Source organism: Mucilaginibacter sp. OAE612, assembly GCF_041806395.1.
In the GTDB taxonomy this organism is placed as follows: domain Bacteria; phylum Bacteroidota; class Bacteroidia; order Sphingobacteriales; family Sphingobacteriaceae; genus Mucilaginibacter; species Mucilaginibacter rubeus.
In genome coordinates, this window is the sequence record NZ_JBGMUW010000001.1 from 1,570,194 (window position 1) to 1,589,585 (window position 19,392).

Here is a 19,392-nt window from a genome sequence, read left to right on the forward strand (position 1 = left end):
CTGTTTGTTATATCAGCTGTAGTTTAAAATATTATGGGCACTATTGAACTGATACAGGGTGATATCACAAAAGTTAAGGCCGATGCCATTGTAAACGCAGCAAATACATCATTGATGGGCGGCGGCGGTGTCGATGGCGCTATCCATCGCGCCGGCGGACCGGAGATCCTGGAAGATTGCCGTAAGATAGTAGCCCGGCAGGGCGGCTGCAAAACCGGGCAGGCTGTAATTACAACCGGCGGTAAGTTGCCGGCTAAATATGTGATCCACACCGTTGGCCCTGTTTATAATAGCGGTAAAAAAGGTGAGGACAAACTGTTGCAATCCGCTTATTTAAATAGTTTGAAGCTTGCCGCAGAAAACGATGTGCATACCATAGCTTTTCCTAATATCAGTACCGGCATCTATCATTTTCCAAAAGATAAGGCTGCGGCAATCGCTGTTAAAACGGTTAAAGATTTTTTGGCAGATAACGAGGTAGTTGAGAAAGTGATATTTGTCTGCTTCGATAACGAAAATTACAGCTTGTATAATGAGCTGCTCACTTAGCAGCAGACTGTGCTTGTCCCTTATATGTTGTAGATCCGGGCATACGAAGTTTCTAAAACTTCGTAAGTCTTCACAGGTTAAAATAATCTGGAATTTGTCAACCCGAGGCTAAGTGCATAAATTGCAGCTATGCATCCTGCTTTAAAACAACATCTTGAAGGTAAATTAATCCTCTCGCCTGAACATGAGCGGCTGATTGCAAATTGTTTTAAAACCCGCTTTACCAAACGAAACGAGATCCTGGTTGAAAAGGGAAGCATCGCGAAGCATTTATATTTTGTGGTTAAAAGGATGCCTGCGGGTATTCTTAACCGATGATGACGGCAACGAATCAACCCGGTTCCTGATATTTGAAGGGCGTATGGGTACCGCATTTCCAAGCTTTATATTGAAAGAGCCCTCTGTCGCATCTATTCAAAGTCCTGAGCCATCCGAGTTGCTGGTACTGAGCTATGCAGACCGTGATTTGCTACTGAAGGAGATCCCCGGTTTTGAAACCATGTACCGTAAAGGGCTTGAGTTGGATTATATCGCGTCCATACAGCGGATTGAAAGCCTCATTACTATGGATTCAAAAGCCCGTTACAATATCCTAATGCAAACCCAGCCCGAAATTATTAAAAGGCTGCCCAATAAAATAGTTGCCGATTACCTTGGGATCTCGCAGGAAACCCTGAGCCGCCTTAAATCAAAAAAGTGATTTATTGACTATTGTCAATCTTTTTGACTCACTGAATGTGTTGCTTTGTGATATAAACGCTAACATTATGTGGAAACAAACCTTCACCATTATTATAATCTTGCTATCAGGCCATCTTGCGATTGCCCAAAACTTAGGCGAGCGTACCCTCAATTTTAAGGACGAAAGCCGTAATAACCGTCCGGTGGTAACCGAAATCTGGTATCCAACTGCCGATACATTGAAGCCTGCAGATAAGCATTTTTCGCCCTTTTTACGGCAACCGACGGTCCGTAATGGCAAGCTTCCCGCAAATATACTGCCGCTTATCCTGCTCTCGCATGGCACAGGTGGCGGCCGGTTAACTTTGGAGTGGCTGGCCCAGGCCATCGCAAACAGCGGTTGCATAGTTGCCGCCGTCGATCATTACGGCAATACCTACGATCATAAAATTCCCCTTGAATTTGTTAAGCCATGGGAACGCCCGCTGGATATCAGTTTTGCTCTTACATCCTTATTGAATAACCCCGAGATCGGCCCCCTTATTAATCAGCAAAAAATAGGCGCAACCGGGTTTTCATTTGGCGGCTATACTATGATCGCCCTGGCCGGTGCAAAGCTCGATTTTGAACAGGCCCGCAACTATTACAAAACCACAGGCCGCAAAGAGCTGGAAATCCCCGAATTTCCGGGCTTGGTAAAATTACTGGACGATAGCTCCATGATCGCCGATTCCAAACATGTGCCCCCGCTAAAAGATAACCGGATCAAAGCATTCTTTTCCATATCGCCCGCATTAGGCTTTGGTTTCACTCGTAAAGAGCAGGTAGCTGATATTAAAGGCGCCTTGTATATTGTAGGCTCGCAAAGTGATAGCATAGCCCCGGTTAAAACCAATGCAAGGCATTATCATCAGCTCATTGGTAGATCAAAATATACAGAGTTGCCCGGTAAGGTTGGCCATTACGTAATGCTTGGTGAAGCCATTGACGCTGTAAAAAAAGAAGCTCCGATATATTTTACGGATGATCCTTCGGTTAACAGGCATGCCATTCACTTACAGGTGGACAGCTTGGCTGTCGGTTTTTTTAAGACGGCGTTAAAGTATTAGTCGGCCGGTAAAATTTAACAAAACCTTATCATTAGGTTAAAAACATTTTTATCGTGCAGGAGTTGATAGTTAAATCTGAATCGTAGAATTTTTTCCTGCCGATACTATGAAAGCTTTTGTGTTAGGTTTGCTTATCACACTTTTTGCCGGTGTTAATGCCGGTGCGCAACCAAAAAATGTAAGCGGCGTTTACGCCGGTATTGAAATAACCTTACCTGTTACTATGGGGGGAGGCATGGGCCGCAGTGATGTTGTTTTCCAGTTAAGGCCCGATGGTACTTTTAACGATTTGCTTGAAAAGCCCGATTGGAAAACACATGTTGCAGGTCGTTACCAGGTACAGGGCAATACGCTCAAATTGCAATACCTCAAAGGCTCCAAACAGGAGTATAAAATTGAATCTGACGGCGATATCGATGCGGGCTCTTTTAGTATCCTAAAGCTCAATACTGCCGACAGGGTGCCTGCCGGTTACTACCAATTTACCCACGCAAGTAGCATGGGAGGAGGGAATACCGGGCAGGTATTTGTTGGCACATCGGGCTCAAAAGGTCTTTATTTTGATGGGAAGGGTAATTTTAGCCAAAATAGCTCTTCAGCCACTATGGTATCGGGTGAAGGCATAGGCGGTGGCAGCGGTCGCAAAGACAGCGGGGCTGGTACCTATACAATTAAAGATGGAGTACTTACCCTAAATTACAATACAGGTAAAACCGAAACGCATAGTTTCTTTTGCCGTCCCGGTGAAAAGCCGGTAATGGCTGCCATAGACGGCAATATTTATTTTATGGAAGATAAAGCGCCTAAAAGCGCGTCATCTTCATCTAAAACAACATCCGGGTCTTCCGGCAATGCCAAAACAACTGCCGGAAACCAGGCAGCTGAAACCGGTGATAATGATGCTGCGGGTTTATTAAACAAGGCTGCCGAAGTACACGGCGGTGCAAAGCTCAATGCAATTAAAACCATGCAGATCTCTGCTACGATGACGGGCCTCGATTTTACCATTAAGATTGACCTGTCTGCTCATCGTGTCCGCTCTGAGATTCGCAAAGGTGGGAAGTTGTTGCAGGTTGAGCAAATGGAAGGTGATAATGGCTGGCAATGGCGTAACGGCGATAAAAAACCGCTTTCATCTTCCCGCATATCGCAATTGAAACAAGGTTTCCGTTCAGGAGCGTTATTATTCAGGAAAGAGAACCTCGACCATATTCAAAATGTTAAGGCACAGGAGGGTAAAAATAACGTGATGATAGTGAGCTATAGTTTTGACGGCGTAACCAGTTTTGCAGTGTTAGACGGTAAAAATCAGCTGGTTGGCGAAGGTACTAAAGTAGGTTCGGTAGTGCAGATATCGGCTTTTACCGGTTTTAAAACGGTTGATGGTATTGTTTTCCCTGCCGCCGAATTACAAACAGAGGGTGCGCAAAAAAGCAGCATTACATATAACGATTATAAAATAAATCCAGCCTTTACCGAAGCTGATTGGGCAGATGCCCGTTAAGATCATGCCATGGAGTTTTGATAATATATATTATCAAATAGCTGCAAACGCCAATTATATAATCCGCAATTGCAAACAAACCTTACATAATAGCTGCCGTTATCTCGCGGCCTTCCCGGCAGATGCCATAAATGATCAGCGTTAAAATTAGAAGGTACGCAAATGCCGAATTGGATTAGATTAGGGTTGTTACTATGCAAGTGGCGGGTTTAAACCTCATCACTCAAACGATATAGTTAAAATATACGGCCCCGGGCATGGCTGCACCCCACACAGGTTTATATATTTGAAGTTCCAACTCCAATACAACCTCATGAGAATTAAGTACTATCTGCCGCGGGTATTTGTGGCATCCGCTTTATCTATCAGCTTTAGCCTTGCAGCCTCGGCACAGCAAAAGAACATCTATCATAAAGGCTGGATAGATTTTAACAAGAACGGTAAAATGGATGTGTTCGAAGACCCGTCACAACCCATTGATAAGCGCGTGGCCGACCTGGTAAGCCAGATGACCGTTGAAGAGAAAACCTGCCAAATGGCTACCCTTTATGGTTATAAGCGTGTGTTAAAGGACGAAATGCCCGTCCCTAACTGGAAAAATGAAGTATGGAAAGATGGCATAGCCAATATTGATGAAGAACTGAATAATCTTACTTCGCATACTGATGATGCGCCTACACAATATTCATACCCGTTTAGTAAACATGCATCGGCCATTAATAACATTCAAAAATGGTTTGTTGAGGAAACCCGTTTAGGGATCCCGGTTGATTTCACCAATGAGGGGATTCACGGCCTTAACCATGACAGGGCCACGCCGTTGCCCGCGCCGATATCTATAGGCAGCACCTTTGATAAAGAACTGGTTTATGAGGCAGGTAGAACCGTTGGCCGCGAGGCTAAAGCTTTGGGCTATACCAATGTTTACGCCCCCATACTTGACCCCGCCCGCGACCAACGCTGGGGCCGTGTGGTTGAATGTTATGGTGAAGATCCCTTTCATATTGCCGAAATGGGCAAGCAGATGGTGTTGGGCATCCAGGAAGGCGGCGTAGCGTCAACCCTTAAGCACTTTGCTGTGTACAGCGTACCTAAAGGAGGCCGTGATGGCAGTGCCCGTACCGATCCGCATGTCGCTCCGCGCGAAATGCACCAGCTATATTTGTATCCCTTCCGCAGGGTGATCCAGGAGGCGCATCCAATGGGGGTAATGAGCAGTTATAATGATTGGGACGGCGTACCAATAACTGGCAGCTATTACTTCCTTACGCAGCTTTTACGTCAGCAATTTGGCTTTAATGGCTATGTGGTAAGCGATAGTGAGGCTGTTGAGTTTCTTTATTCAAAACATCATGTTGCTGCCGATTACAAAGAAGCTGTAAGGCAGGCTGTTGAGGCTGGCCTTAACGTGCGTACTAATTTCACTATGCCGCAAACCTTTATTATGCCTTTGCGCGAGCTGATCAAAGAAAACCGTATCTCCATGAAGATCATCGATACCCGTGTTGGCGAGGTATTGAAAGTGAAGTTCAGATTAGGTTTGTTTGATAGCCCTTATGTTAAAGACCCTAAAACTGCCGATAAAATAGTGCATACCGATGCGGATAAAGCCATGAGCCTGAAAATGAACCGCGAGTCGATGGTATTGCTAAAAAATGCAGGCAATCTGCTGCCGTTGGATAAAAAGAAATATCCTAATATCCTGGTAACTGGTCCGCTGGCTAAGGAAACTAACTATGCTGTGAGCAGGTATGGTCCATCGCACAACCCGGTTATTACCGCGTTTGACGGTGTTAAAAATTACGTAGGCAGCGATGCCAAAGTAAGCTATGCTAAAGGCTGTGACATGATTGATGCTACCTGGCCGGAGAGCGAAATTATTGAAACACCGCTAACCGCCCAGGAGCAGGCCGGTATTGATTCGGCAGTTGCACAGGCTAAACAATCGGATATTGTGATTGCTGTGGTAGGCGAGGATGTTGACCGTGTTGGCGAAAGTTTATCGCGTACGGGTTTAAACCTGCCGGGCAGGCAATTGAAGTTGATCCAGGCTTTGCAGGCTACCGGAAAACCTGTGGTAATGGTGATGATCAACGGGCAGCCGCTTACCATCAACTGGGAAAATAAATATGTGCCGGCCATTTTAGAGGCCTGGTTTCCGAGCGTACAAAGCGGGCAGGTGATTGCCGAAACCTTATTTGGCGATAATAATCCCGGTGGAAGATTGCCGATCACTTTCCCAAAAACAACAGGTCAACTGGAATATAATTTTCCTTTTAAACCGTCGTCACAGGCTGAACAGGGCGGACAGAACAGCTGGGGCAAAACCAGTGTGAAAGGAGCTTTGTACCCGTATGGTTACGGGTTAAGCTACACCACATTTGAGTACAGCAACCTGCAGGTATCGCCCGAAAAAGGTAATTCTCAGGGACTTATACAGGTTAGCGTTGATGTAACCAACACCGGGCAGCGCAAAGGCGATGATGTGGTGCAGCTTTACCTTAAGGATGAGGTAAGCAGCGTTACTACTTACGAGTACGATCTGCGTGGCTTTGATCGCGTTACACTAAATCCCGGCGAGAAGAAAACAGTGCAGTTTACCTTGCACCCTGATGATTTGGCCCTGCTGGATAAAAATATGAACTGGACTGTTGAGCCGGGTAAATTTATGGTGATGATAGGCAGTTCATCTGTTGATATCAAATTGAAAAAAGAGTTTGAGATAGAATAAAAGAGATGTTTATGACTTACGAAGTTTACAAAGCTTCGTAAGTCTGGTATCTATTAAGCAGAAGGGATGCTTTTACAAATGATTTTTTTGAATAAGTATACCAGATTTGGTCAAGCGTGACTATCTTTATACTAAGTATCGTTTTGCTTTAATTTTATATAAACATCTCTGCTAAACCTTGTAAAAACATCCCTTATGATCTTAGATGATACCTGGGTATCGGTAGAAGCCGTATCCGACGATGATATTCCGTTGCTGGTCCGCTACAGACCCAATTTATCAAACTTTTTTGAAACCGGTGTTTACCTGCAGCGAATGGATGTAACCTGGAACTATGAATCATTTGATCCGTCATTGTTGCCCCCAACTGATGAAATGTTGCTGATGGAACAGGTAGAGGATGCTTTAGTCGATCTGCTTGAAGATGGTCATCAAAGCATACTGGCCTTTGTATTTACCGGCGAAAACGAACGCTGGTGGGCCTGGTATACCACAGATATTGAGGAAGCAGGCGACAGGTTAAACGATGCCTTATCCGAATTTGATGAACTCCCGATTAATATCACGGTTATTGACGACCCGGAATGGGAAGAATATTTTGGTGTAATGGAAGATTTTGGAGAGGATGGGAAATAAAGATTGCCCCCGGTTAACCGTTAATTCCGATGCCCGTTTGGCCGTTCCAACTTCTGAAATGGTATTTTGAGGATATTCAAAAACTTGCCGGTAGTTTCTTTATCCATATGGGTATCAATGCCGAAACGGGTGTTTTCCTGTTCAAGTTCGCCAAAGGTGCCAAAAAGCCTGTCCCAAATACTTAGTACATCGCCGTAATTACGGTCGGTATGTGGTAGTTGATAATGATGGTGTACATGGTGCAGGTTAGGAGTTATAAAAATCAGGCCAACAATTTTGTTAACACGTTGTGGTAACCTGAACTCGGTATGGGCCAGGATATTAAATAATGATTGAAAAGTTTGCCTCAATACCAAAACGCCAATTGCCGGGCCGCAAATAAATACCCAAAGCATTAAGCAACAGGTGCGTACACAGGTTTCGCCGGGATGTTCACGTACTGTGGTCGAAACGTCAACATGAAGATCGCTGTGATGCACGAGGTGAAATTTCCACAGCGGATCTATCTTGTGCATTACCACGTGATAAACGTATTCGCAAAGGTCAAGCAGCATAAAAAGGCTTATATAGTAAACCCATTTATTATGATGACCGGGTATGTAATTGATTAGCCCCCAATGATGTGCGTTGGTCCAGCCAACTATGAGTAAAACAATCGTGGTAAGTAATAGTTGGATAGGGAGGGCTGTGAAAATGAACAGCAGGTTGGTTTTATTGTGCTGCCAGCGTTTTTTTACCGAAATCATACCAGAAGCAACGCAGACTTCCATCAGCCACAGTGAGCAGATAATAAAAGCATATAAAGCAACTTGCACAGCATCCTGATGCCGGTCGAGGAATTGGGTAATAGTCATTCTTAAATTAGTAGGGTAATCGCCTTTGATATTAGAAGGCAATTAGAATGCAATATCTTTTTTTTGAATGAATGTTTGATGAAGTATGTTAAGCGGTTGTTAATGTACTGTGAATGGAAGAGGAGCACATTTGACAGTATAATTTGTCCTGGGTTATCCGAACGCTGAAAAATCATTATAAATTTATCATATGAAGATTCCGAAAATTACCGGCATAATTGACAGGCGCATATTGGTGAACTTTACCGCGGATGCGGACATAGCAAAAAAAAATAGTGCCACCGCCCTTTACTCCCAAGCTTGTTAACAGCAAAGCTATAGCAGGGATCTGTTTGATCAGGCTTAAGCACGTTCGCCCTAAAGGTATGCCTGCTTTTTTAGGCGTAGGTTCGGAAAATGGCGCACATCGAATAGCCGTACAATGGGAGGAAAACGGGGAATTGAAAGAAGGAGTTTATATACCTCGACGGGATACCTCGTCCTTATTTAATACGATTGCAGGTGGCAGGGTATTCCCCGGTAGACATCACCAGGCCAAATTTGACGTTAATGAGCACGACGACCAATATCACGTGGCTTTCACCAGTTCGGACGGAACGGTGATTAGTGTGGATGCAAAAGTTGCTGATGAACTCAATCCGGATTCGATATTCGGGACGCTTGATGTAGCTTCTGATTTCTTTAAGGCCGGGGCAACGGGATATTCACCCAATGGCAATAAGTATGAAGGGTTAGTGTTATATACCGATAACTGGAAAGTACAGGCGCTCGAAGTGAGTGCTGTTAAATCAAGCTTTTTTGAAGATGAAAGCATTTTTCCGAAGGGTTCAGTAACGTTTGACAATGCGTTACTTATGACCAATGTTCAGCACGATTGGTCATCCGGCTGCGATAAACCGATGGTGGTGAGCGCTTAATTATTACTTTTAAATATCTTTGCGCTTACGCAAATGAAATTATCAGCTACAGAACAATCCACGGGCGGCGATCTGCTGCTGCTTATCAATGAAAAACATTTCGACAGGATGTTTTTTACCCGCGATCGTCAGCATAAATACCTTACCATAGCCTGGAACCGTGGCGAAAAGCAAACTGTAACCATCGATGAGGTGGATTATGATTTTCTGCCCAACACCATTCTGCCCCTAATGGTTAACCAATCTTTCCGTTTTGAGCGGCCTGAAGATATAGTAGCCTGGCAGTTTAACCGCGATTTTTATTGCATTGTTGATCATGACGAAGAAGTAAGCTGCGTGGGCTTCCTGTTTTATGGTAGCTCTGACCAGGTTTTTGTTACCCTTGACGAAGCCATGCAGTTTAAACTGCAACGCTTGTTGGATATTTTTATAGAAGAGTTTGAAACAGCAGATAATATCCAGATAGATATGCTCAGGATGCTGCTGAAGCGGCTTATCATTATCGTAACCCGCCTTGCCAAGGCGCACAGCGGGCCTCGTGAAGTTTTGGCCGATGAAAAATTTGGTACCATTCGTAAGTTTAATTTGTTGGTAGAGAATAATTACCGTGAACACCATACCGTGGCTTATTATGCGCAGCAGTTAAATAAATCGCCTAAAACGCTTTCCAACCTTTTTGCCCTGTATAACCATAAGACGCCTTTACAGGTGATACAAGAGCGTTTGATTATTGAGGCGAAGCGCCTGTTGTATTATACTGATAAATCGGCCAAGGAAATTACTTATGAATTGGGTTTTGATGACGCAGCTTATTTTAGCAATTTCTTTAAAAAACACACCTCATTTTCACCAACCGATTTCAGAAATAATAAGGTTTTAGTTGCCGAAGGGAAATAATTACAAGTACCCGGGAAATTTGCCCATTCCGCAGGGCTGCTTAAGTTGCCACCTTTGTATTGTTAATTCAAAACAACAAAAATTAACGTTACAAAAATGAAAACTTTCGCAATTCCAACAAGAGAACAAGTAACTCCAGAAAACCAAGCCATATTTGATACATTAACAAAAGTGGTAGGCCGTGTGCCAAACCTGTTTGCAGTTTTTGCAACTTCAGATCATGCGCTGGCTAACTATATAACTCTTTCAAACGGTAAAACATCTTTACGTGCTAAAGAAAAAGAAGCCGTAAACCTTATCGTGAGCCAGGTAAATGATTGTGCTTATTGTTCTGCCGCACACACTGCCATTGCTAAAATGAATGGGTTTAATGATGACCAGATCGTTGAGATCCGTGGCGGTTCAGCTTCATTCGACGCGAAAATTGATGCTTTAGTTAAGGTAGCTAAATCAATTACCGAAAATAAAGGCCATGCCGATCATCAACTGGTTGAAAACTTTTACGCTGCCGGTTATACACAAGCTAACCTGATTGACGTAGCCGTAGCAGTGGGCGATAAAACAATTACCAACTATGTATACGCCTTGACCCAGGTGCCGGTTGACTGGCCTGCTATTCCTGAATTGGTTAAATAATATCCCTGATTTATAATTATAGTTTACACCCTTATGCCCGCCCTGCACTGCAGGGTGGGCATAAGTATTTATCTTTAAATTGTTTACATCATGAACTTTGCACGTTTTGCTTTTACCGATGGTGTTAAAAAGCTGCAGCAAAAATATGGCAGCCGTAGTAGTTATGCCCGTATGGAAAGCCTCATGGCTGATAGAGATGGCATTTCCGAACCTGAACAAATGTTTATTGAAAGCCGCGACAGTTTTTATATGGCCAGTATAGGCGAAAACGGCTATCCATATATTCAGCACAGGGGAGGCCCTGCCGGTTTTATCAAAGTTATAGATAACCATACTATTGGAGTGGTTGATTTCAGAGGGAACAAGCAATATATTTCGGTTGGCAACGTGATGACCCATCCGCAGGTATCTTTATTTTTGATGGATTATCCGCATAAAACAAGGCTTAAGATCTATGCAGATGCCCGTATTGTTGAACTTGCCGACAATCCCGAATTATTTGACCTGATTGATCCCGCTGAGTACAAACATACACCTGAAAGAATGCTCGTTTTCGATGTAAAAGCATTTGACTGGAATTGTCCGCAGCATATTACACCGCGCTACACCGTTGAGGAAATTAAGGAAGCCTTCGCACCGCAAAATGAATATGTGCTTAAACTGGAGTATGAAATAGCTAAGCTAAAAAAGCAACTGGAAGAAAAATAAGCGGCTTTGATAAATAGACCGCAATAGTTTACCTTTAATTAATGCTGATAACAGCAAGCGTAAATTAATGAACATAATTCAACAAATAATCCCCATGCTTGCCTACGAAGATGGTATTGCGGCCATGAACTGGTTGTGCGATGTTTTTGGTTTTACTGAAAATATGCGGATGACGGATGCGGCTGATCACCTTGCTCATGGGGAGCTCAAAATGGGCGAAAGCCTGGTTATGCTGGCTGAGCCTACGTCCCATTATCAAAGCCCGGCACATCATGCCCAGAATTGTGATATCGCTGCTAAATGGAGCGCTGTACCTTATATTATCAATGGAGTTTTGGTGTATGTAGACGATGTTGAACAGCATTACAGAACTGCTAAAAGTAAAGGCGCAACGATATTAAGTGAATTGGAATATGGCTTTCCCGGCACCCGCTATCGTGCTGCCGACCTGGAGGGGCAGCGCTGGATGTTTATGCAAATTAAAAGAGATTAAACCACCTTATGACTACGCTGTTCCATTTATTGTTTGTTGTAATTAAATCATCCATTCTTGGGTTGCTTTATACCCCGGTAGTCTGGTTTTTATGGGTGCTGTTTTTAAAAGCACAAAAAAAGTATACCGGCTTTAAATGGTTCAGCGTATTTGCAGTTTATAAAATTGTCAGTATATCGCTGATCGTGTTTTCCTTTACCTATTATGGCAATCATGGCCTCGGCGATGAATCCCGGATTCCTTTGGGGCATGGAGAAGCTATGGAGGAGAGCGACCAGTTTGCTTATTTTGTGCCTAATGGGAAAAGTGAACAAATCCATGTGGATACTTATCTTTTAAAAGGCGATAACCTTTGCATGTCGGTTGATTCGGGATATAAAGTTTATAACCTAAGAACTAAAGGTGTTGTTAATTTCAGTGATGAGCCAATGTATAACGCTTTTGCTGTTTCATACGGTTTACCATTATCGCGGCATTTAAAAGATTTCAGATCGCAATATGATGAATACTGGAGCGGATGGCGGTTTTGGCTGCTGCCATAGTAAATTATTGGGTTCAAATAGCCGTGATAGCAAGTTTTAATCAAAACTTTCGCATATTTTATATCGTACACCAATATAATAGATATTTTTGTGCGTTGTAGGCAAAAGGCACATTAATGGTGTCCATGTACATACAACAGGTTTACTGTAATATTTACAGTTGTACTTATTAACTTTATTTTTAATTTTATAAAATTCAGAACACTAAGGTGTTGCCTGTTATAAACCAAACTATAATAATTGTTGATGGAACTTACGAATAAAGGGGTAAAAGGCAGCCAGTTAAAAAATATGATCATTAAAAGGCTTTATTTTAATAAGGCCATGTCGTGTGCCGGATTAAGTGAGTTATTTGATAAAAGTATCCCGTCTATAGCCAAAGCTATAAACGAGTTAATGCACGAGGGTTTTGTGGTTGAACAGGGGTATGCCCCTTCAAGCGGCGGCCGTCGCCCGTTAATGTATTCGGTAAAGTCAAGCGCTATGCACATTTTAGCTATCGCGCTCGATCAGCTCACCGCCCGTATCCAGATGTTTGATCTGCTGAATAATCCGGTTGCCGATATGCTTACCTTTGAGCTTAAACTACTCAATAACCCCGAGGCATTGCCCACGTTGGTTGAGCAGATTAACAACTACATAGCAAACAGTGGGATCGCTAAAGATAAGATTGCCGGAATAGGCATCGGTATGCCCGGCTTCATCAATATTACCGAAGGTATCAATTACACTTACCTTGACGCCGGCGGACAAAGCTTAACTGCCTACCTTACTTCCAAAACAGGCATCGCCACTTATATCGATAATGATTCGAGCCTGATAGCCCTTGCCGAACAAAAATTTGGTATTGCCAAATCACAGCAGGAGGTTATGGTAATAAACCTGGGCTGGGGTATTGGCCTGGGGATGATCGTAAATGGAAAACTGTTCCGCGGTCACAACGGTTTTGCAGGCGAGCTAAGCCATATCCCGCTATCGGAAGATGGTTCCCTTTGCGAATGTGGTAAACGTGGCTGCCTGGAAGCCGAAGCATCATTATTGGTAGTTGCTCAAAAAGCCATAGCAGGTATCAAAAAAGGCCGTGTAACCAGCTTAAAATATAATGAGGAAGATCACTCCAAACTAATGGGAGATGCCCTGATAGAGGCTGCCAATAACGGTGACCAGTTTGCCATCGAACTGTTATCCGACGCCGGTTATAAAATAGGGAAGGCCCTGGCCATCCTTATCCACATCATGAACCCCGCCATCATTGTATTAAGTGGTCGCGGAGCTAAAGTTGCCAAGATACTGATGGCCCCGATACAACAAGCCCTTCACAAATACTGCATCCCGCGCCTGGCAGGCGGTACCGAACTATTAGTATCTGAACTTGGATTTGATGCTGAGTTAATTGGTGCCGCTGTATTGGTAATGGAAAACTTTGACAGGGTAGTGAAAAATAAAGCAGCTAAAGCGGCTAAGCACGCCGCGGCATAAATATCTGTCTGAACTCGAATTTTTAGAATTTGTGGAATTTATCGAATAGTAAGCCAGAATCTGCCCGATTCAAATAAATTCGTTTAATTCGAGTTCAGACTTCAGGCAAACACCCTTCCCGAGTAATCCATCGCCTCTTTAAATTTATCCATATTAAGCCCTGTGGGCTCATTTTGTATTTTAAGGTAGCCTATCAGGTTTTCGGTGGCAATATTGCCTGTGAGATCGTCTTTGGCCATTGGACAGCCCCCATAGCCTTTTATTGCTGTGTCGAAACGCTTACATCCGCTTTGGTAGGCTGCGGCTATTTTAGGTTGCCATGTATCAGGAGTGGAATGCAGGTGAATGCCAAACTCGGTATTGGTGAATAAACGGCAAAGGTTGGGGTAAATGCCACTGATCTGTTCTGCATCCGCAATACCTACGGTATCGGCAAGAGCGATGTTTTTTATTCCTTCTACTGTCATTTTTTCTGCCCAGTGTTCAATGATGCCGGTATTCCATTCATCACCGTAAGGGTTTCCAAAACCCATGGAAAGATAAACTAACAATTGCTTGCCGTTTTTATGGCTCAATTCATTTATCCGCTGTACGGTTTCAAAAGCCTGCTCAATGGTTGAGTTTGTATTTCTAAGCTGAAATGTTTCGGATATGGAAAATGGATAACCAAGGTAAGTGATCTCTTCATGTTTAGCCGCGTCTTCTGCCCCGCGATAGTTGGCTATAATAGCCAATAGTTTTGAGCGAGTATTACTCAGATCGAGTTTCTTTAATACCTCCACCGTGTCCTGTAACTGGGGGATAGCCTTGTGTGATACAAAGCTGCCAAAATCTATCGTATCAAAACCCACCTGTAAAAGCAGGTTAATGTATTCGGCCTTTATATCGGTAGGAATAAAATCATGAATGCCCTGCATGGCATCGCGGGGACATTCGGTTATTTTGATGCTCATTTTTGGAAATCTTAGGTTTTAAGTCTTAAGTCAAAAGTCATCAATTTAGTTTACAAAACGCTAAACTTCCAACTTAAAACTTCTGACTTAAGCCTTAAAACCGGAGACTTTAGATTCAGGACTTAAGCTAATCAACTGTATTAGGCAAATGCTGATCCTCAGTTAAGCCTTCGCGCTCAAATTTGCGGATAATAAGCCTTGTACCGCCATTATAGGTTACATAGCTCGATACCCAGTTAATGAATACAATCACCTTATTACGGCCGCCTAAAAGCGATATCAGGTGCACAAACATCCATACAAGCCATGCAAAAAATCCCTGGAATTTTACTTTGCCCAAATCGGCGACCGCCTTATTGCGGCCAATGGTTGCCAATGAGCCTTTATCGTTATACTTAAACGATGAGGTTTGTTCGCCGTTAATGATATGAATGATATTTTTAGCCACGTGCTGGCCCATTTGTATCGCTACCTGCGCTACGCCGGGGTGTCCCTTAGGGGTTTCATCGGTGATCATGGCTGCAACGTCGCCAATTGCAAATACGTTGTTAAAGCCGGCAACGCGGCCAACGCTATCCACTTTTATTCTATTTCCACGTTCAATAACCTCTTGATCAAAGCCATCGGGCACAACACCCATAACCCCGGCACTCCAGATCACATTTTTGGTGCGAATGCTTTTACCGCCTTCAAATTTGATTTCCTCGCCGTCATAGCTTTCCACCTTTACGCCGGTTAGCACTTCAACGCCCATATTGGTCAGGAAGGTGCGGGCCGCGTTGGATGCCTGGTCGGAGAAGGGGCCAAGTACTTTCGGTAAAAAATCGACCAGGTACACCTTCATGTCCTCCTTTTTAAGTTCAGGATAGTCTTTAGTCAAAACGTGATTACGAAGCTCGGCCAGTGAGCCTGCAAGCTCAACACCCGTTGGGCCTGCGCCTACCAGTACAAAAGTAAGGTAGGGATCGCGCTCGGCTTTGCCAACTTTAAGCAGGGCCTCTTCAATGTTCTGCAAAATAGAATACCGGAGGTTCAACGCCTCAGGGATCGACTTCATCGGCATGGAATAATGCTCGATATCTTTATTGCCAAAAAAGTTGGTGGTTGAGCCTGTTGCTATCACCAGGTAATCATAAGCTATATTGCCTATGGTGGTTTCGAGCATATTACTTTGAGTATCTACTTTTGTTACTTCCGCTATCCTGAAGCGGAAATTCTTTTGGCTCGCAAAATTTTTCCTTAAAGAGAAGGCAATCGACTCCGACTCGAGGCTGCCCATAGCAACCTGGTATAAGAGGGGCTGAAAGGTATGGTAGTTGTGCTTATCCAGCATCAAAACGTCTACAGGTTTGTCCTTTAGTTGTTTTGCTACCTGCAGGCCGCCGAAGCCGCCGCCTACGATCACTACTAAAGGGAATTTTGAATTTTGAGTAGATTCCATTTTATTTAGCTTAAAGCTGAAGGCTCAAAGCCTAAAGCAAGGGTTATTTTAGCTTGAAGCAAAAGACCTAAAAGCCTGAAGCTTTTTTGTTTTTTTTAAATCTGTTTCTTTTTTGCCTTAACATACAGCTTTCGGCCTTCAGCTTTTAGCTTTATGCTTATTTAGATAACAAAAAAGGCTCCAAATGTTCTTTGGAGCCTTTCAATAATTTATTCTTTTCCTTATTTGAGGTCTTTCTTTCCAAAGTCAACGATCACCGGTGTTGCCACACAGATCGACGAATATGTACCGAAAAGAACACCTATCAATAACGCGAATGAGAAGCCTTTGATCACGTCGCCACCAAAGATGAATAATACCAACAATACGAATACCACGGTTAAAGCTGTGATAATTGTACGGCTTAAGGTACTGTTGATGGCCCTGTTGATAACCTCTTCTGGTTTTTCGTTTTTGTTAGAGTGTTCAAGGAATTCACGGATCCTGTCAAATACTACCACGGTATCGTTAATTGAATAACCAATTACAGTAAGGATAGCCGCAATGAAAGCCTGATCAATATCCAATGAGAATGGAAGGTAGCCATTGAACAACGAGAAGAACGACAGTACCAATAAGGCATCGTGAGCAGTCGCGATCATCGCACCCAAGCTGAACTGCCATTTACGGAAACGGATCAGGATGTAAGCGGAAATCACAAAGATTGCGAACAATACCGTGTAAATAGCTGATGTTTTTAACTCATCGGCAATAGTAGCACTTACTTTTGAACCACCTAAAATGTTGCTGTCGGTAATTTTAGTTTCAGCTTTAGCAGCTAATGTGCTAACAAGGGTTGCCCTTACCTTGGCATCGGCAGCTGTTGAGTTATCATTGAACAGATAGTTAGTAGTGATACTGAATTTATCGGTACCCATGGTTTTAACCTCGGTACTGCGACCTAAAGTGGCGTCGATAGCATCGTGGATCTGCTCGGTAGTAACGGTTTTGTTAGGGAAGCTAACAATGTAGTTACGGCCGCCTTCAAAATCCACACCGTAGGTAAAGCCTCGGGTGAAGATAGATACCAAACCTGCTGCAATGAATAAGCCTGAGAAAATGTAGAACTTGCCGCGGTTTTTTACGAACGCGAAGTTTGCATTTTTAAAGGTATGTGAGCTCCAAGGGTTAGAGAATTTGATATCCATGCCTTTGTCAAGCATCCACTCAAATATAACCCTTGAGATCAGCAATGAACAGAACAATGAAGTTGCGATACCGATCATCAATGTAGTTGCAAAGCCCTGGATAGGACCTGAACCAAATACAAACAGGATTAAACCGGTAAGGAAGGTACTGATCTGTGAATCGAGGATTGAAGGCAAAGCATGTTTGAAGCCATCGGCAACAGCAACCCTTAATGATTTGCCAAGGCCAAGCTCTTCACGCACACGTTCATAAACCAGTACGTTGGCATCTACCGCGATACCGAGGGTTAATACGATACCTGCAACACCTGGCACAGTTAATACCGCGCCTAAACTGGTCAGTACACCCATCAGGAAGAAGATATTGATGATTACTGCAACAACTGCTACAGTACCGGCACGATTGTAGTAAGCGATCATGAAGATCAATACAACAACTAAGCCTAAGATACTTGAAGTAATGCCTGCAGAGATAGCCTGCTCGCCTAATGACGGACCTACAATTGACTCAGATACGATGTGGGCAGGAGCCGGTAAACGGCCTGCTTTTAATACGTTGGCTAAGTCGCGCGTATCATCAATGGTAAAGTTACCGGAGATTGATGATACACCGCCCGAAATTTCGTTTTGTACGGTAGGAGCAGAGTATACGTTATCATCTAAAACGATGGCGATAGCTTTTTTGTTGGTGCCTGATGATGCTTCGGCCGTAACGGCACGCCATTTTTGAGCACCTTCTGAGTTCATGATCATCACAACCTCAGGACTGCCTTTCTGGTCGTTATCGGCACGGGCGTCGTTAATTACGTCGCCTGATAATACCGGGCCATTTTCGGCACCAGTAAGTTTAATAGCGTATAACGCGAAAGTTTTGGTGTTTTTAATAGGTTTTACTTCCCACAAAAATTTGATGTTACGTGGAATAACTGCTAAAACATCTGCACTGTGCAGGTATGAATTTACTTTAGCAGTATCCTGAAGCGGAGCATAACCAACAACAGGACCCTGGCCTAATTGCTGCTGGCCGTTTGCACCCTGGCCAACGTTCAATGACATTACTGCAAACAACGGGTGTTGTGCAGCTAATTTTGTTTTGCTTAATGAAGCAGCTGAAGTATCGTTTTTAGCGGCGTTTTTCTGAACCTTGCTTAACAACGAACCACCTTTAGCTGTATCAGCTTTTCCGGCTGCAAGTTTAGCAGTGGTATCAGCTTTCGCTGATTTACCTGTGTCCGCTTTGGCAGTTTTGCTTTTTGCAGCAAGCAGGTTGTCAATATTGATCAGGTATTGATATGCCTCAGCATTATCAAAAGTTTCGTAAAACTCCAGTTTCGCAGAACCTGAAAGCAATTTGCGAACACGCTCTGGTTCTTTAACGCCTGGCAGCTCAACTAAAATCCTGTTTGAGCCTTGTTGCAACTGGATGTTTGGCTGGGTTACACCAAACTGGTTGATACGGGTGTTTAAAACAGTAAATGATTGTTTAACCGCAGTTGAAGCCAAATCCTCAAGATAAGTTTTAACCTCGCTGTTTGAAGCGTTGAACTTCAGGTGGTCCTGGTTATCTTTCGTTGAAAAGATAGCGGCGAGTTTGCCATTAGGGTTTAGCTTTTCGTACTCGCTTACAAATAAAGCGATGTAATCTTTTTGGTTGGTTTGAGCATTGGCCTGCAATTTATCGGCGTTAGCCAAAGCCTGGTTAAAAGTAGCATCAGGATTGTTGTTGGCAATTTTCCTAACCAACTCATCAAGCTGGATCTGCATAGTAACGTTCATGCCACCCTTAAGGTCAAGGCCTAATGCAATTTCCCTTTGCAATACATAAGCGTAATCATGTTTTAATAGCGGATAAACCGGTTGATTGGAAATAGAATCCAAATAAGCTTTTTCTTTCTCAGGATCTCCCTTTGAGTATACTTTGGCATCCTCCCTAACCTTATGGGCCACCCACGTAAATGATAGCTGGTATAAGCACACCACTGCCAGTAGTATGGCGAAAAATTTAATAACCCCTTTGCCTTGCATCGAATTTGTAATATGTAATAAATTAGTTTATAAGCTTTTTTTCAATAAGG

At 43.4% G+C, this 19,392-nt stretch carries 17 protein-coding genes; 13 read left to right on the forward strand and 4 right to left on the reverse strand.

From position 1 onward, the window contains the following. Positions 1–33 precede the first annotated feature (33 nt). The 6 genes from ABID99_RS06595 to ABID99_RS06620 all read left to right on the forward strand — a co-directional run bounded on the left by ABID99_RS06595 (position 34) and on the right by ABID99_RS06620 (position 7,210). Entirely contained in the window at positions 34–549 is a 516-nt protein-coding gene (locus tag ABID99_RS06595) for an O-acetyl-ADP-ribose deacetylase (RefSeq protein WP_373613242.1), read from the forward strand. Positions 550–793: 244 nt separating this feature from the next. Then, positions 794–1,249 (forward strand): Crp/Fnr family transcriptional regulator, encoded by a 456-nt coding sequence (locus tag ABID99_RS06600; RefSeq protein WP_373613243.1) that lies wholly within the window; start codon positions 794–796, stop codon positions 1,247–1,249. 67 nt (positions 1,250–1,316) lie between these two features. Then, the gene (locus ABID99_RS06605; protein WP_188832747.1) at positions 1,317–2,339 is read left to right on the forward strand and encodes a dienelactone hydrolase; all 1,023 of its coding nucleotides are present in this window, start codon (positions 1,317–1,319) and stop codon (positions 2,337–2,339) included. 106 nt (positions 2,340–2,445) lie between these two features. After that, positions 2,446–3,843, forward strand: coding sequence for a hypothetical protein (locus ABID99_RS06610; protein ID WP_373613244.1), 1,398 nt, complete (start codon positions 2,446–2,448; stop codon positions 3,841–3,843). A gap of 313 nt (positions 3,844–4,156) precedes the next feature. Further along, positions 4,157–6,574, forward strand: a complete 2,418-nt coding sequence (locus tag ABID99_RS06615) for a glycoside hydrolase family 3 N-terminal domain-containing protein (protein ID WP_373613245.1) — start codon at positions 4,157–4,159, stop codon at positions 6,572–6,574. A gap of 195 nt (positions 6,575–6,769) precedes the next feature. Beyond that, complete coding sequence (locus ABID99_RS06620; protein WP_090526468.1) at positions 6,770–7,210, forward strand: DUF695 domain-containing protein; 441 nt, start codon at positions 6,770–6,772, stop codon at positions 7,208–7,210. A gap of 20 nt (positions 7,211–7,230) precedes the next feature. Here ABID99_RS06620 and ABID99_RS06625 read toward each other — a convergent pair whose 3' ends face one another. Then, positions 7,231–8,064 (reverse strand): sterol desaturase family protein, encoded by an 834-nt coding sequence (locus ABID99_RS06625; RefSeq protein ID WP_090526469.1) that lies wholly within the window; start codon positions 8,062–8,064, stop codon positions 7,231–7,233. Positions 8,065–8,339: 275 nt separating this feature from the next. On the opposite strand from ABID99_RS06625, the gene ABID99_RS06630 reads away from it, so the two are divergent. From ABID99_RS06630 to ABID99_RS06660, 7 genes are all read left to right on the forward strand, one after another. Further along, the gene (locus tag ABID99_RS06630; RefSeq protein ID WP_373613246.1) at positions 8,340–8,981 is read left to right on the forward strand and encodes a hypothetical protein; all 642 of its coding nucleotides are present in this window, start codon (positions 8,340–8,342) and stop codon (positions 8,979–8,981) included. A gap of 33 nt (positions 8,982–9,014) precedes the next feature. Further along, a complete protein-coding gene (locus ABID99_RS06635; RefSeq protein ID WP_188832745.1) occupies positions 9,015–9,878 on the forward strand; it encodes an AraC family transcriptional regulator in 864 nt (287 codons plus the stop codon). Between the two features lie 96 nt (positions 9,879–9,974). Then, positions 9,975–10,514 (forward strand): carboxymuconolactone decarboxylase family protein, encoded by a 540-nt coding sequence (locus ABID99_RS06640; protein WP_112655760.1) that lies wholly within the window; start codon positions 9,975–9,977, stop codon positions 10,512–10,514. A gap of 90 nt (positions 10,515–10,604) precedes the next feature. Beyond that, positions 10,605–11,222 (forward strand): pyridoxamine 5'-phosphate oxidase family protein, encoded by a 618-nt coding sequence (locus ABID99_RS06645; protein WP_373613247.1) that lies wholly within the window; start codon positions 10,605–10,607, stop codon positions 11,220–11,222. Between the two features lie 94 nt (positions 11,223–11,316). After that, on the forward strand, positions 11,317–11,715 hold the full coding sequence (locus tag ABID99_RS06650; protein WP_139159958.1) for a glyoxalase/bleomycin resistance/extradiol dioxygenase family protein: 399 nt from the start codon (positions 11,317–11,319) through the stop codon (positions 11,713–11,715). Between the two features lie 8 nt (positions 11,716–11,723). After that, a complete protein-coding gene (locus tag ABID99_RS06655; RefSeq protein ID WP_373613248.1) occupies positions 11,724–12,257 on the forward strand; it encodes a hypothetical protein in 534 nt (177 codons plus the stop codon). Between the two features lie 246 nt (positions 12,258–12,503). Further along, the gene (locus ABID99_RS06660) at positions 12,504–13,736 is read left to right on the forward strand and encodes an ROK family protein (protein ID WP_373613249.1); all 1,233 of its coding nucleotides are present in this window, start codon (positions 12,504–12,506) and stop codon (positions 13,734–13,736) included. A 101-nt stretch (positions 13,737–13,837) separates the two neighbouring features. Here the strand turns inward: ABID99_RS06660 and ABID99_RS06665 are convergent, their stop codons facing one another. The 3 genes from ABID99_RS06665 to secDF form a co-directional block, all read right to left on the reverse strand. After that, positions 13,838–14,689 carry a hydroxymethylglutaryl-CoA lyase gene (locus ABID99_RS06665; RefSeq protein ID WP_373613250.1) on the reverse strand — a complete coding sequence of 284 codons (852 nt, stop codon included), beginning with the start codon at positions 14,687–14,689 and terminating at the stop codon, positions 13,838–13,840. A 127-nt stretch (positions 14,690–14,816) separates the two neighbouring features. Next, on the reverse strand, positions 14,817–16,130 hold the full coding sequence (locus ABID99_RS06670; RefSeq protein ID WP_373613251.1) for an NAD(P)/FAD-dependent oxidoreductase: 1,314 nt from the start codon (positions 16,128–16,130) through the stop codon (positions 14,817–14,819). Between the two features lie 221 nt (positions 16,131–16,351). Beyond that, positions 16,352–19,342 (reverse strand): protein translocase subunit SecDF, encoded by a 2,991-nt coding sequence (gene secDF / locus ABID99_RS06675; protein ID WP_373613252.1) that lies wholly within the window; start codon positions 19,340–19,342, stop codon positions 16,352–16,354. Between the last annotated feature and the right edge of the window lie 50 nt (positions 19,343–19,392).

Coding starts and splice junctions, on each gene's coding strand:
- ABID99_RS06650 (WP_139159958.1), top strand. CDS start 11,317: ATGCTTGCCTACGAAGATGGTATTGCGGCCATGAACTGGTTGTGCGAT.
- ABID99_RS06610 (WP_373613244.1), top strand. CDS start 2,446: ATGAAAGCTTTTGTGTTAGGTTTGCTTATCACACTTTTTGCCGGTGTT.
- ABID99_RS06655 (WP_373613248.1), top strand. CDS start 11,724: ATGACTACGCTGTTCCATTTATTGTTTGTTGTAATTAAATCATCCATT.
- ABID99_RS06635 (WP_188832745.1), top strand. CDS start 9,015: ATGAAATTATCAGCTACAGAACAATCCACGGGCGGCGATCTGCTGCTG.
- ABID99_RS06595 (WP_373613242.1), top strand. CDS start 34: ATGGGCACTATTGAACTGATACAGGGTGATATCACAAAAGTTAAGGCC.
- ABID99_RS06665 (WP_373613250.1), bottom strand. CDS start 14,689: ATGAGCATCAAAATAACCGAATGTCCCCGCGATGCCATGCAGGGCATT.
- ABID99_RS06660 (WP_373613249.1), top strand. CDS start 12,504: ATGGAACTTACGAATAAAGGGGTAAAAGGCAGCCAGTTAAAAAATATG.
- ABID99_RS06615 (WP_373613245.1), top strand. CDS start 4,157: ATGAGAATTAAGTACTATCTGCCGCGGGTATTTGTGGCATCCGCTTTA.
- ABID99_RS06670 (WP_373613251.1), bottom strand. CDS start 16,130: ATGGAATCTACTCAAAATTCAAAATTCCCTTTAGTAGTGATCGTAGGC.
- secDF (WP_373613252.1), bottom strand. CDS start 19,342: ATGCAAGGCAAAGGGGTTATTAAATTTTTCGCCATACTACTGGCAGTG.
- ABID99_RS06605 (WP_188832747.1), top strand. CDS start 1,317: ATGTGGAAACAAACCTTCACCATTATTATAATCTTGCTATCAGGCCAT.
- ABID99_RS06625 (WP_090526469.1), bottom strand. CDS start 8,064: ATGACTATTACCCAATTCCTCGACCGGCATCAGGATGCTGTGCAAGTT.
- ABID99_RS06620 (WP_090526468.1), top strand. CDS start 6,770: ATGATCTTAGATGATACCTGGGTATCGGTAGAAGCCGTATCCGACGAT.
- ABID99_RS06640 (WP_112655760.1), top strand. CDS start 9,975: ATGAAAACTTTCGCAATTCCAACAAGAGAACAAGTAACTCCAGAAAAC.
- ABID99_RS06645 (WP_373613247.1), top strand. CDS start 10,605: ATGAACTTTGCACGTTTTGCTTTTACCGATGGTGTTAAAAAGCTGCAG.